Origin of the sequence: Nocardia abscessus NBRC 100374 (assembly GCF_000308455.1) — a bacterium.
Lineage (GTDB): Bacteria > Actinomycetota > Actinomycetes > Mycobacteriales > Mycobacteriaceae > Nocardia > Nocardia abscessus.
Window position 1 is genome coordinate 80368 of the sequence record NZ_BAFP01000273.1, and the last position, 14045, is coordinate 94412.

The following is a 14045-nucleotide window of genomic DNA, read 5'->3' on the forward strand; positions in this document are numbered from 1 at the left end:
CATCACCGCAGCCCACGCGACAGACCTCGAATAGTCCCGGTCTCAAAAGTATTGCTCCACCGACACGATTCGATAACGACCAGCGGAAACGCTCGGTTTGACTGAAAATAGTCAAATTCAGCACTGGCGATATTCGCGTTGCGGGCGCTTGATGGATATATGACCGCGACCATTCATAAAGTCGTGGCAGGCAATGGTTATCAGTATTACCTGCGTAATGTCGCTGCGCACGATGCCAGCTCACGTGGCCGTGACAGCTTGGCCGACTACTACTCCGCACACGGGGAAGCAACCGGTGTCTGGCACGGCGCCGGTTTGACCGCGCTCGGCATCGCCGATGGCGCGGAAGTCAGTGAAGAGCAGATGAAATCGCTGTTCGGACTGGGTCGTCACCCGAACGCCGAGCAGATCGAAGCCGAGGTCTACGACGAGCAGATCCGCCTCGGCGCCAAGCACAAGGATGCGGCGCGCGCGGCCGATAAAGCGTCGCGTTTAGGCAACCCCTATCGCATTTACGCCGAGGTTTCCGCGTTCCGAAAACGATGCGCGAAAGCGTTCGAGCAACACAATATCGCGCACGGAGCAGACCCGCACGACGCTATTCCCGAGGCAGAACGAGCACGGATTCGCACCCATGTCGCGTTCGAAATGTTCTGCGAAGAGTACGGGCGCGCGCCCTTGGATGCGCGGGAGTTGTCGGGATGGGTGGCCAAGAACTCGCGGCCGAACACGACCGCGGTCGCGGGTTTCGACATCACTTTCTCGCCCGTCAAATCGGTGTCGGCGCTCTGGGCTGTCGCGCCGCGGGCGGTCGCGGACAAGATCGAACTCGCGCATCAGCGTGCGGTGCGCGACGCGTTGAGGTGGCTCGAACAGCACGGAACCTTCACCCGGTTGGGCCGCAATGGTGTGCGCCAGGTCGACGTCGACGGCATTGTCGCGGCGTGTTTCACCCACCGCGACTCCCGTGCCGGGGATCCGGACCTGCACACGCACGTGCTGATCGCCAACCGGGTGCGCACGCTGGACGATAAGTGGCGCACCGTGGACGGGGCCGCGATCTACCAGGCCGTGGTCACAGTGTCGGAGATCTACAACACCCGCCTCGAGCACCACATGGAAGACCTGGTCGGCGTGGAATTCGCCGAACGCCCCGCGGCGGATCCCGCCAAGCGCCCGGTCCGCGAGATCGTCGGCGTCCCGGCACGATTGATCGAAGCGTGGTCTCGACGGGAAACCGCGATCAAGACGCGCGTGGGTGAGCTTGCGGCGGACTTCCAGCAACGGTTCGGGCGCGAACCTGTCCCGGCGGAAATGTACGAGTTGGCGCAACGCGCCACCCTGGAAACCCGCCCGGCCAAACACCACCTGCGGTCGCTGGCCGAACAACGCGCCGACTGGCGAGCCGAAGCAATGACCCTGCTCCGCGGCCGGGAACCAGTGGCGCAGATGGTTGCAGCGGCGCTGAACCCGCAGCGGACCCCGCGGGTTGCGGCGTCGAGCCAGTGGATCACCCGCACCGCCGAACGGGTGCTGGAGGTGGTCGCCGAGCACCGCTCGACGTGGCGGCCCAACAATGTCCGCGCCGAAGTCGAACGGCAGATACGCGGACACATCCGCGGGCAAGAGTGGGAACAGGTGACCGAGGCCGTTGTCGCTGTCGCGCTCTCGCCCGCCCACTCGATCGCACGCGGTGACCCCGACATCGCTGACGCGCCCGAACTGGGCCACGTGCCGGAGCTATTGCGCCGCCGTCAGGGTGCCAGCGTGTACACCGCGGTGAATTCACAGCTGTACAGCTCGAAGCGGGTTCTGTCGGTGGAACAGGCGTTGATCGAGCTGTCGGTGCAGTCCGGCGCTCGCCAACTTTCCCTGGAGACGGTCGGTGATGCGGTGCGCGCCTACAACGCCGCGTACCCGGAGCGGCCGTTGAATGCCGGGCAGGTCAGCGTCGTCGAAGGGTTCGCTACCTCCGGTCTGCGGGTGCATACCGCCAACGCCCCCGCCGGCACCGGCAAAACCACCGCCATGCGGGTGCTCACCGACGCCTGGCACGCCAGCGGCGGACAGGTCCTCGGCCTGGCGCCCACCGCCGCGGCGGCCGCGGAACTCGGCGCATCCATCGGCGCGCGCGTGGAGACCGTCGACAAACTGCTCGACGTTCTGTCCCGCCACACCCTGCACCCAGACAACCCCGCTTTCGAGCGGGATGCGCCGCCCACGTTGCCGGAATGGGTGCTGCAGATCGACGCCGGCACGTTGGTGATCGTCGACGAGCACGTCAAACTCGGCAACCTCAAACGCCTACGCCTGCTCCAATTCGTGACCGGACGCGGCGCGACGGTGCGGTGCATCGGCGACGATCACCAGCTGCCCGCGATCGAAGCCGGTGGCGCCGACGCCGACATGCACGCCGCCGCCCCCGACCAAACCCTGACCTTCACCCACGTGGTGCGGTTCACCTCCTCGGCGGAAGCGACCGCCAGTTTGCAGCTGCGCGAGGGTGATCCGGCAGCGCTGGGCTGGTATCTGGACAACGGGCGCGTGCACGGTGGCCATCACGGCGCCACCCACGATGACGCCTTCACCGCGTGGATGAACGACCACCTCGCGGGGCGCGCGGCGATCATGCTGGCCGCCAACCATGAGGTCGTCAGTGCGTTGAACGCCCGCGCCCGCGCCGACCGGCTCGCCCGCGAGGGCGGCACTGTGGAGGCGGAATGTCGACTTGCCGACGGGCTTGCCGCGTCGGTGGGTGACACGATCCGTACCCGTCGCAACAACCGGCGACTGCGTGTCGGCGCCCGCGATTGGGTGCGCAACGGCGACACCTGGACCGTCACCGCCGTCCACGACGACGGCAGTCTCACCGCCGCCCGCGTGCGTTCGGGTGACGGCGAACCGGGCGAACGGGTGCGGTTTCCCGCCGACTACGTCGCCGCGCACGTGCGGCTCGGCTATGCCGCGACGATAGATTCCGCGCAGGGAATCACCGCCGATGCGTGCCACGTCGCGCTCACCGGAGGCGAGTCACGGCAGCAGTTGTATGTCGCGATGACCCGCGGTGTGCACGCCAACCACGCCTACATCCCCACCGCGTTGGACGGTTCGGAAGGCTCGTTTTGGAGCGAACCGGCAGTATTTCCGCGCACCGCGGTGGAAGGGTTGGTGCGCATACTCGGCCGAGACGGTGCGCAGAAATCCGCGCACACGCAGCTGCGCGACGCACTCGATCCCCACATTCGCATCGGACGCGCGCTCGATATCTACCTCGATGCGATCGGTGTCGCCGCCGAAGCAGCTCTCGGCCCCGGAGGGCTCGAACGCATCGACCGCGCGGCCGAAGCGTTGCGCCCACACCTGACCGATAGCCCCGCCTACCCCGTGCTGCGCCAGCACCTCGCCACGATCGCCCTGTCTGGGCACGACCCGGTCGCCGCCCTGCACACCGCCGCCGGGGCGCGGGAACTCGACACCGCCGACGACATCGCCGCCGTCCTGGACTGGCGCCTGGATCCCACCGGTACCCACTCCACCGGCACCGGACCGCTGCCGTGGGCGCACGGCATCCCCCGCGGCCTGCGCGACGACCTGGACTCCACTCAACTCACCGCCCGCGCCACCATCGTGGGCGACCTCGCCGAACAAATCCGCACCGACGCCCAGGACTGGACGCCGAGCACCGCACCGCACTGGGCGCGCCCCCTCATCGGCACCGACCCCACCCTGCTCGGTGAACTCGCGGTCTGGCGCGCCAGCCTGCACGTCGACGACCGCGACATGCGCCCCACCGGCCCAACGCGGTACAGCGCGCTCGAACGTGAGCACCAGCAGCTGCTCAACGCGCGGGTCACCGACGCGATCGGCGATATTCGCCGACCGGTCAACCGATGGGCGCCGACCCTCGAACGCCTCGACGCCCGGATCGTGGCGGACCCGTATTGGCCGGTACTCGCCGACAAGCTCGACGTCGCCGCCCGCGCCGGAATCGACATCGAACCCCTCCTGACCCACGCCGCCGCACTGCGGCCGCTGCCCGACGAGATGCCCGCCGCCGCACTGTGGTCACGCCTGCAACTGGAACCCTCCGCCCTCGACACCGCCACCAGCCACCGCAACCTGCGACCCGAATGGATCACCGATCTGCACGCCGTCCTCGGCGATGACACCGCCGAGCGCGTCATCACCGACCCCGCGTGGCCCCGTGTCGTAGCCGCGATCGACCGCGCCACCGCCACCGCCACCGGCTGGACACCACACCAAATCCTCTCCACCGCCCACGAACTACTGCTCACCGCCCAACCCGACAACACCAACGCCCTGCGCCCAGACCAGCTCGCAAACGCCCTGGCCTGGCGCATCGACGCCCTCCTCCACCACACCCCCGCCCCAGCCAACGACACCGCCAGCAGCCACGAACCCCACCCCACGACCATGCCCGAATCCACCAATCGCCCCGCTTCACAATCCAATTCCGACCTCGAACACAGCCGGAACGACAGCCCACGCCTCAAGGCCGAAGCGGCACAAGCTCCAGGTCCCGAGCCCGCCGCCGATACCGCACTCTGGACCGGGCTTCCCGAACACGTCCGCACGCTGGCGCAACTGATGCACACCGGCCAGATCACCGCCGCGGTCGAAATGCTCGCCGACCTCACCGATATCGCCACCGAAGATCAACGCGCCATACTCGCCGACATCGCGGAAACGCTTTACCGCAACAGCTTCCCCGTCGCCCGCGCACGGCTTCGGTGGGCCGGCGAACGTTACCCCCAGCATCGCGCACTCATCGAAGCCTGCACACCAGACACCGACCCGCACGTCTACCAACCCGGCACCACACGCACCGAACCCGCGTATCGGCGCGAGCGACGCCACGAAGCCGCCCGTGACCGCCACGAATACATCAACCCTGCTCAGCGCCGCGACCCGCTCACCGATGCACAGATCGTTGCCCGCCGCGGGGAGCAGGACTATGTCGATACCCGCGCCCATGTCGACGACCTGCCCTACGACCGCGTCATTCCCGACGGCGTCGTGCATCACTACTACCGTGAGGCACTCCCCGACGACCGCCCGAAGTACTACGCGCTGGACTACGACCTCGCCGCCGTCCCTCACACCCGCTGGCTCGGATGCGTGGCCTGCGGCCTGGAACGCACCCGCACCGACGCCACCCCCGTGCCACCGCGCCGCGCGGACGACGGACTATGCGGGGAATGCCGCGACAACCATGTGCCCGGCATCCCCGACCACGACCCCACCGACCACATCACCGCCCGCTGCGACCACATCACCACCACCAACCCCGCACCCGCAGCCCTCGCGATGCTGCGCCGCGACTGGCGCGCCACCCACAACCCAACCCATCGCGTTGCGATCGAAGCCTGGCTTCGTGACCACCCGCTACCCAACACTGCTACGGAATCAACCTCCGACGGCTCAGCCACCGCTGATCCAAGTGTGAATAATCCGTTGTTTGCACTCACCGACGCTCAACTCGACGAGCGTATCGACCAACTTCACCAAAGCCTCGCGCTCGCCGACACCGACGACTTCCTGTACAGCCCGGCCCAGCACACCCCCGACCACGAACCAGACACCGACGAACGCATCCGCCGCCACACCGCAGCACAACAAGCCATCCGCGACGCCCGCATCGCCGAACAACACCTCCACACCGCAGCAAAACATTTCCACGCCATCGCGACCCAACTCGCCGAAACACGCGCAACCCTCGAAGCCACCCCCAGCTTCCGCCGCAGCACGCGACGTGCACTCCAGACCCGCGTGGACGCCCTCGTCCGCGAACAAATCAACCGCAGCCGCGAGCACACCACCGCGCGTGGTGCCGCACGCCAAGCCAATCGCGCAGCCATCCTGCTGGCCGGAGCCGCCGACAACTGGGACCACCTTCTGCACAGTGATCCAGCAGCTGTGCTCGATCGCCGACGCTCTACACGCGCTGACACCGAGGCCGAAGTCGCGCATACCACCTACATTTATCAACAGCTCGATGAATGCCGCGCCGAACAACACCGGCGCCGCACCCTCGACCCAGCTCAACTGGCACGCGAACAACGTCGTCGACCTGCTCGACCGGCCGACGACATCGATCGAGAACTCAACGAGTCACGCGCCGAAACTCATCGGCAGCGCGATGACGAACTGGGTTTGTGACGTGTCCGCGCGGACGGTATCTCTTCCAAACCGCCGTGGACCGATCTGACGGTCGTTCAGACCGTTTCCGTCACTGGCGCGCCGGGATCGCCACGCGCAATAATTGCCCAGTGGGATTAGCCCCTCGTTCATTCGAACCGCGTGCCACAGCGGAAACACTGTTTGGTGCTGAACTTCGCGCTCGGCGGGTGGCTGCTGGGTTATCGCTGCGCCAGCTGGCACCACTGGTACTTGTCAGCCATGATCTGCTGGCGCGGATCGAGAAAGCGGAGCGACGCCCGCAACCTGATCTGGTGGGTCGTCTGGACGCTGTCCTCAAGACGGGCGGGCGGTTGAGTCGTCTTGCTGCCCCGTTCACAGAGTCTGCCCGCCTGCCGACACGCCGCATCGAACTGGAGCCAGATTCGGCGGAGGTCACACTCCGCGATCTAATCGCGCGGGTGCGCGCTGCGGATCACACGATGGCCGCTGAACACCTCGATGAGGTAGTCGCTTACGCCGAGGCCGCGAAGCAGGTCGTCTTGCGGTTAGCCGAGGCCCATCGAACTTCCCTGCTTCGCGTCATCGCTGAGGCGCAGCAGCTGGTGGGTTGGATGCTGTTCGACCGCGGTAGTGTCGCGCTGGCCGACAAATCCTTCGTTGCCGCCAAACGTGTCGCCGAGCAGGCCGGCGCATTGGACTTGCTGGCGTTTATCGGGGGGCCAAACGCCGGCTTCATGAGCACGTGGACTGGCGATCCCGCACGTGGTGCCGAGCGAGCCTATGCGTCGCTGGCGTGGGCGCGACGGAGTGGCAACCGACGCTTGAACGCATTCGTCTCGACGATGGCAGCGCGTGCCCACGCCAGGTTGGGCGAGGCGGACCTGTGCAGACAAATGCTGGCCACCGCTGAAGTCGAGTTGTCTCGACATCATCCGAGCGAGCCCGATCCCGTCTGGCTGGAGGTGTTCGATAATGCCGCTTTGGCTGGACATCGAGGATCATCGCTGCTCGACCTAGGCCAACTCCAGCCTGCGATCAGCTCTCTGCGCGAGCAGGATTCAGCCAGCCCGGCAGTCTTCGTGCGCAATCGAACTATTTGGCTGCTCGAGCAAGCCGAAGCCCAGCTTCGGATCGGTGACCAGGAAGCCGCCGCATCGTCAGTCGAAGAGGCAATGAACGGAGTCTCCGCAGGCTCGGTTACGCCAAGGGTATTGCACATGTTTCGGTCCGCTGATCTGAAACTGCGCACCTGTGACGGCACGGCAGTCTCGCATGTCAAGGAGAGCTTGGCGACATTCATCGCGGAGTGCGGGTGAGCGGATAGGTTGCCCATCGCATTTCGACCCCTCCTGGCGTTTGATCGATTTCTAGCAGCTCACCTTGCAGTCTGCCTGCGGCAGCACGGAATCGCCCTGGCGCTTCCTCGATGAAACGAGTGCCGCCAGCGACGGGATCACTGAGCAGGGTCGCATGCAGCCCGTCGCGCTCCCATCGGAATACCAATTCGTCAGCTTCCGACCACCAGCTCCCGAGCATCGGTTGAATATGCTGTGGGCAGGGTGGCGCCGGGTGCCACGTCAGCGTTGGTTTCGGCTGCTGCGCTGCTGCGGCCATTTCCAGCACTTCCAGGGCGAGGTCAGCAGCCCTGATCCCTCGGGTGACATTCGCCAAGACCACCACTGTGAGCTCGGTGCCACGGTCCAGCATCAGTGCGGACTGGAAGCCCGGCATAGCGCCGGTGTGTCCGGCGAAGATACGGTCATGTCGCCGCTCCAGTATCAATCCCAGCCCCCAACCGCGTGTCCAGCCGACGGTGTCCACCATGACCTGAAGCGTGTGCATTTTCTCCACTACCGCCACGGGTAGCACCGTCGCGTCGCCTCCACTCAGCACGTGTCCCCAGCGCAACAGATCGCTCGGTGTGGACCACATTTGGCCTCCGACGCCGATCGCAGCCTGGTCCATGACCGGCTCGCGGTGCACGGCATCGCTGTGCGGGTCGAGCCTGTAGCCGACCGCAGCATGCGACGGTGGAGCCCAACTGGTTTGGTTCAGCCCCAGCGGATTCAGCAGAGCTTCCGTAATCGAGGTATCGCACGGTTGATGGGTGATTTCTTCGATGATCTGACCGAGGACTGCGTAGCCGAGATTGGAGTAATGCCAGCGCTCCCCAGCGTCGGCGACTAGTTCGGCATGCTGGAACAGCTCACGGAGTTCCATTCGTGACGGTCCGCGCATGCTCTGCCACATGTCGGTGGGCGCTTCGCGTTGCAGGCCACTGGTGTGGGACAACAGCAGGCGAACTGGAAGGTGGCCGAAGGGGGTGCCCGGGAGGTATCGACCCACCGGGCTATCCAAAAGCAGCTCCCCGCGTTCGACAAGCAGCAAGGCGAGCGCTGCGGTGAAAGTCTTTGTGATCGACCCGATGCGGTAGCTGCTCTCACCAGTGGCAGGAATCGAATTCTCGACGTCTGCGTACCCGACGGAGGCGACAGCGAACTGAACGCCCCTAGCACCGACACCCACAGTCAGGCTTGGGACTCGCGCAGTGGACTGCACCTCGGCTACGCGTGCCGACAGTGCCGCTTGGAAGCCGTTATCCATGAACTCCTCTCCATCAAGCACCAGCATCCCATAAGCCTTTACCGCGTTCTGTGGACAACCATTTTGTCAACAGCAAAAGCCTTCCACGACGCATTCCTGCAGGCCAGGGTAGGACCAGCACTCAGCGCGCCGTCCAGTTCTCTCCGCAGAACTTTGATGGCTGAGCGAGCTGGCTTCCGGATCCGGACCCAGTCAGCCGTTCGTCCGAGTGCCTGGATCCAGGAGGCCGTGGAATGCAGAACACGCAAGCAACCGAGCCACCGAAGCGAACAACGAGTGCAGCCCACACCAGGTGCGCGAGCCCTGCGACGCGACATGCCGCACCGCACCCAGTACGCAGCCAGATAGCGGCTCATGCCGTGGTCAGCGGCCCATCCGGTACGCCGTCGCAAAAGTGATGGTCGGCTGCATCGCTCCCACCGGCCAAGTCCGACGACTACCGAGGAGTTAATGCCATGTGGTTCGGATACGCACGAGCGGAACTTCTGACTACCCCGCAGGCTCGTGATTCCGTCGTGCGGGCGATGCACGAGTACGCCAGCTCGTTCGCGTTTGGTGACGGCCAGGTGGTCATCGAGCCGACCGCGCCGGAGCGGATGTTGCGGGCGCTTGTCGAGGAGGCAGACCGCCAGAATCCCGCCCTCGCGGTGATGCGGCGGTTGGAGTATGTGGCCGCAGCGTGGCACCTGGAGTTGGAGCGGCTCTTCGACGTCGATTCGCCGCGCACACAATCGCTGTGGCGGGTGATGGAGGAGATCGAGGGCCACGGCGGCGGCCATCTCATCGTGCCGTCGCGCGAGCACCTGGCTGGTCTCGGACCATCCGGCAAGGCAGTAATCCAACGGCTCACGCGCATGCCGCAAGCACACATCTATTACCTGCAGACCACTGCCGACCGTCACCCCAAGAGGGTGCCGGAGCCGAAACTTGTGAACTCCGAGGCGCGTCCCGTGAGCGAGCGCGTGTTGGCGGAGTCGAAGGTGGGTGCCATCCCGACGGTGACCCGGTTCGACATCGTCACAGAATTGACCCGCCTGGATTGGTCGGAGCTGATCGAGCCGGTGGACAAGTTGTACATGGCATTGGCTGATGACGCCAATGCCGCAGCGAAGGCTGCCGGTGAACTCGGCATCAGTCCTTTCGGCCACCAAGGCGTCATCCGCCTGCTGCAGCGGGACGACGGACAGTTGATGGTCGAGTTACAGGAGTCCCGCCACCGCGACGACGCGCCCACCGCGGCCCTGACTGGGCTGTGCGCGCACATCGACCGGTACACCGAGCGTGGTCACACGTTCACCCGATGCACACTGTCCCCGCAGCCAGCGTCACCGCCGATCCGACCCACCGAACATTCGGGCAGGCTGTCGTGAACCGCGCGCCGTTGGAGCGAACGGCCCACAAGCCGCCCCACGGCGGTGGCGATGTCGGTGCGGCAGCATTGCTCACACCCGAGCAATTGCTAGCCGCGATCTCCGGCCACCTCGACGCCGCTAGCGGGTCGGCGCTCATCGGGTTCGCCCGTGAACTTGCCGATCTGCACGCCACGCTGCTGTCATCTCGCCTCAATCGACACCAGCATTCCTCCGATTTCGACGCGATGAGCGTGCGTGAGCAGGTCGAGGCGGTCGTAAGTGAGATCGATTCATGGGCGGTGTTCCATCTGCCACGCCCGAACGGTGCACGCAGGCACACCCATTCCCTTGGTGAGGTGATCAGTCATGTCGCGGCGACCTACGCCGCTGCCTGGTGGACCATCCGCCACACCGGCGACGAGCAGCTGCGTCACGAGGCGTGGTTCCACCTAGCCCAGGTGCGGGAGGGCTACGCGGATCTGCTGGTGGATATCCATGCCCGTCGGGTGGAGCTGCCCCTGGGATGGCGCGGTATCCGCCTCACACCATGACCACGAGAACAGGAGCGATACGACCGGTGGATGCGCATGTTCCGAGCCTGGCCGGGCTGCCGCAGGCGAGCGAGTGGATCACCCACTTCGCCGCGCAGCTGCCCGTGCACGGCAAACCTCACCACCTGCGGGCTGTCCTCGCTGCTGCAGGACTGCGAGCGAGAGCATGGTTACGCGATCGAGCGTCCAGGAGCGGTACTGCTGGGGCGAGCAGCCACAGGCTGGAGTGGGTGGCGATGCTGTCCGCGTCGATAGTGGACGCGCATCATCGCCGAGTCCAGGCCACCAACCCGGACACAGACGTGCTTGACCGCGAGATCGCCTGGTGTGTCAGGACGATGAACGCGAAAATCGCCGTGCTGGTCGACGTGCCCGCCGGACAGGTCGATGTCGGGCGACTGGTGTCGGAGATGGCGCAGCGGTGGGTGACTTATGCGCAACGCCCGCAGGACGGGACCGCTGTGACGGGTGTGCTCGCCGCGCAGCGCGCCTACAACGCCCGGGTCGAGCAGCTTTCGACGCTGGCGCGGGGAGGCACATCGTGAGCCGACCGGACTGGTACATCACTATCCCCAGCGCCCGCACCGTGTGGCGCACACTGCGTGCCCCGGCATTGGATCCCAGCGACTACGCCCACCCCGAGATCCTCACCGCCACCGTCGGGCTACTGCACGCCCACCAGCGGCAGCTGACATCGTTCGGGCAGATCGAGACGCTGATCTCAAGCAAAGCCGCTCGGCCGGACTGGGCGGTGGCTGGCGAGCATTTCGCCCGAACGACTCGCGAGATCCACGAGTTGATGGCGCGGATCGACCTCCACGTGCACGACCTGCTCATCGAACACGCGATCGACTTCGGTCACGCTCGCCCGCATTCGCATGGCCTCGGCGAGGCGCTGTCGCGCCACACCCGTTCCTGGGCACGCGAAATGACCGCCGACCGCGACTTCGTTCCCACTTCCGTCGCGGCCCACGCGCTGATCGAACAGGCGCGCGACTACAACCGTCTCGTCGAACGCATCGTCAGCGGCCGGGTGCACCTTCCCAACCAGGTCTCCCTCACCGGGAGCGCTCTGTGAGGCCCCTGCACCCGCCGGTGGCTCCTGATGCGCCGATCGCGCTCGGTTACATGCAGGTCCCGCTGCTGACAGAACCCGACCGTACCGGTGGGCTCATGCGGCACCGCGCGCAGAGCTGGGGTTATCGCTGGGGTGGAACACATCTGGACCACCACACCCACGGCGGCACGATCGCCGCCCTAGCTCGGCACGCCAGCCGCGAGCCCGATGTCTGGTTGATCGTCGTCCCCGACGCCACCCACCTACCTGGCGGTCGACGGCTGCTGACCACCCACACCATGGTCATCCGCATCGTCACCGCAGACACCGACGACGGCGCCACCCTGCACCGCCCCACCCCCATCCCCGGCGTCTCGATAGCCGCCCTCATCACCCGCCCCACGCGCGAGGACACATTCGAAGGACTCCTGTGAGCACACACTCGGCAACGCCACCGTTGCCCGACATGAACCGTCTAGTCGCGCTCTGGGACGGCGTAGCGGACCCAGTGACGAACCTTGAGCACGCCGCTCGAGTCGCGGTCACGTTGTGGATGACCTGTCTCGACGGGGTGGACTTCTCGAATCCCAATGACTTGCAGGAACGACTTCTCAGAGGGGCAGGAGCTGATCCGGATCGCACCATCGCCCGCGTGATCGATGACGAAGTGACCTGGTATCTGGGGAACAGGCCGGAATCGGTGGCGCTTGTCGATGACGACTTCCCGGAGATCGTGACAGCCGGGGAATTGATCGATCGACTCTCCATGTGGATCGCGATCTCCGCCAAATGGCCTCCCGATTTGGGTGACTGCCCGTTCGTACCCGCCATCGCCGAGTTCGGTCGGCGCTACGACGCGCTTATGACCGGCCTCGTCACGAATAGTCGCCGTCAACCACGCCGCCGCGCTGACGGTGTGCCGCCGGTCGAGCGACCGCGACGCATCGAGCTGATAGCCGTTCCCCACCGCGACGGCGGCCGACAGCAAGTCGCTTTGCGTTCGCCCGCGACTGACTCGCGCTGACCAACCACAGCTACAGCCCGTCACCCACCTCAGCGGCATCTTCGCAGGCGTCGCCACCAAGTCACATGCCACCACACTCGAAAGGATCCTCTTTGCGCACGTCACCTCACCACGACTGTCCCGATGCGCCATCGTCTCGGCCCGTGGCGCAGCCGACGGGTCCTGCGGTGTTCGATCGCCAGATCGTCGTGTTCGACACCGATATCGGTCATGACCTCGATGATGCGTTGGCGCTGTGGGTCGCGGCCGCAGTCGTCGCGGACCTGATCGTGGTCACCAACGACGAAACTCCCAGCCACGACCGCGCCCGCTACGCCCGCGCCTTCCTCGACCGCGTCGGCCGCCGGGACGTCCCCGTCGTCGCCGGCAGTGCACTCGACGGTTCCGCCGACCGGTTCGTTATGCACGGCCACATTCCCGAGGCGCGGCCGGTGCACACCGATGTAGTGGACTTCCTCTCCAGCGTGTGCGAGACCTCCACCCGCAACATCATCTGGGTCGGGTGCGGACCCGTCTCCAACCTCGCCGAGTTCTTCATCACCTGCCCCCACCACATCGAGCAGATCGAGTTCACCATGCAGGGCGGCTGGCTCGACCACTACCGCAACCCCAGCCGCGCCTCGCACAACCCGCGCATGGACCCCGCCGCATTCGGGCTGGTACTACGCGCCACCCAGCAACCCCGGCTCGTGATGTCCACCCACACCAACACCCCAGAAATCGCCGTCGGCCCCGACTCTCACCTGTACACGTGGCTGACCGCGCCCGACGCACCATCGTGGGCCGAACTCGTCGCCGCCAACGCCACCGAATGGTTCGCCCACCGGCCCTCCAGCTGGATGAACGACCCGGTCACCCTCGCCGCCGCCCTCGGCGTTCCGGCCGTCGAATTCGGCACCGAAACCGTGCGGATCGCCGCCGACGGCCGCATCACCCGCGACCCCACCGGACGCCGCATCGAGGTCTCCACCCGCATCGACTACCCCGCCGCCCACGCCTGGCTGTCCGAAGTCCTGCCCCTGAATCCGCCACCGCAGTGATCCGACCAGCCGAACCCGTGACGACCGCTTGAAAAGGAAATTTCGACACCATGCCCCTCCGCACGGCCCTCACCACGCTGTTCTATCTGCTCGCCGCGCACGTGCTCTTCGACGCCATCACCAGCCTCGCCCGTCGACGCGTTGCCGCCGCGACCCATGACGTTCTCACCCACTACGGCACCGACGACCACGACACCACCACCGGCACGCCCCACCACTGAGTCGAGCTTTCGCGGCCTCATCGACCCCCAGCCC

The 14045-nt window shown here is 66.1% G+C and carries 11 protein-coding genes; 10 read left to right on the forward strand and 1 reads right to left on the reverse strand.

What is annotated here, in order from left to right:
- Nucleotides 1-159 precede the first annotated feature (159 nt).
- A complete protein-coding gene (gene mobF, locus ON19_RS36510) occupies nucleotides 160-6180 on the forward strand; it encodes a MobF family relaxase (RefSeq protein ID WP_227954572.1) in 6021 nt (2006 codons plus the stop codon).
- Nucleotides 6181-6290: 110 nt separating this feature from the next.
- The gene (locus ON19_RS36515; RefSeq protein ID WP_227954571.1) at nucleotides 6291-7478 is read left to right on the forward strand and encodes a helix-turn-helix domain-containing protein; all 1188 of its coding nucleotides are present in this window, start codon (nucleotides 6291-6293) and stop codon (nucleotides 7476-7478) included.
- On the opposite strand, the gene ON19_RS36520 is transcribed toward ON19_RS36515, so the two are convergent.
- Complete coding sequence (locus ON19_RS36520) at nucleotides 7459-8793, reverse strand: serine hydrolase domain-containing protein (protein ID WP_043703632.1); 1335 nt, start codon at nucleotides 8791-8793, stop codon at nucleotides 7459-7461. The genes ON19_RS36515 and ON19_RS36520 overlap by 20 nt on opposite strands.
- 428 nt (nucleotides 8794-9221) lie before the next feature.
- Between ON19_RS36520 and ON19_RS36525 the strand changes: the two genes are divergently transcribed.
- The 8 genes from ON19_RS36525 to ON19_RS42655 all read left to right on the forward strand — a co-directional run bounded on the left by ON19_RS36525 (nucleotide 9222) and on the right by ON19_RS42655 (nucleotide 14011).
- Nucleotides 9222-10136, forward strand: coding sequence for a hypothetical protein (locus tag ON19_RS36525; RefSeq protein WP_043703633.1), 915 nt, complete (start codon nucleotides 9222-9224; stop codon nucleotides 10134-10136).
- The gene (locus ON19_RS36530) at nucleotides 10133-10669 is read left to right on the forward strand and encodes a hypothetical protein (RefSeq protein WP_043703635.1); all 537 of its coding nucleotides are present in this window, start codon (nucleotides 10133-10135) and stop codon (nucleotides 10667-10669) included. The genes ON19_RS36525 and ON19_RS36530 overlap by 4 nt, the downstream gene beginning before the upstream one ends.
- Nucleotides 10670-10899: 230 nt before the next feature.
- Entirely contained in the window at nucleotides 10900-11214 is a 315-nt protein-coding gene (locus ON19_RS36535; RefSeq protein WP_157230043.1) for a hypothetical protein, read from the forward strand.
- Nucleotides 11211-11747 carry a hypothetical protein gene (locus ON19_RS36540; RefSeq protein WP_043703642.1) on the forward strand — a complete coding sequence of 179 codons (537 nt, stop codon included), beginning with the start codon at nucleotides 11211-11213 and terminating at the stop codon, nucleotides 11745-11747. Before ON19_RS36535 ends, ON19_RS36540 begins: the two co-directional genes overlap by 4 nt.
- Nucleotides 11744-12160 carry a hypothetical protein gene (locus ON19_RS36545; RefSeq protein WP_157230044.1) on the forward strand — a complete coding sequence of 139 codons (417 nt, stop codon included), beginning with the start codon at nucleotides 11744-11746 and terminating at the stop codon, nucleotides 12158-12160. The genes ON19_RS36540 and ON19_RS36545 overlap by 4 nt, the downstream gene beginning before the upstream one ends.
- A 32-nt stretch (nucleotides 12161-12192) precedes the next feature.
- Complete coding sequence (locus tag ON19_RS36550; protein WP_218006547.1) at nucleotides 12193-12750, forward strand: hypothetical protein; 558 nt, start codon at nucleotides 12193-12195, stop codon at nucleotides 12748-12750.
- Between the two features lie 143 nt (nucleotides 12751-12893).
- Nucleotides 12894-13790, forward strand: a complete 897-nt coding sequence (locus tag ON19_RS36555; RefSeq protein ID WP_157230046.1) for a nucleoside hydrolase — start codon at nucleotides 12894-12896, stop codon at nucleotides 13788-13790.
- Nucleotides 13791-13840: 50 nt separating this feature from the next.
- Nucleotides 13841-14011, forward strand: coding sequence for a hypothetical protein (locus ON19_RS42655; RefSeq protein ID WP_157230047.1), 171 nt, complete (start codon nucleotides 13841-13843; stop codon nucleotides 14009-14011).
- Nucleotides 14012-14045: the final 34 nt, after the last annotated feature.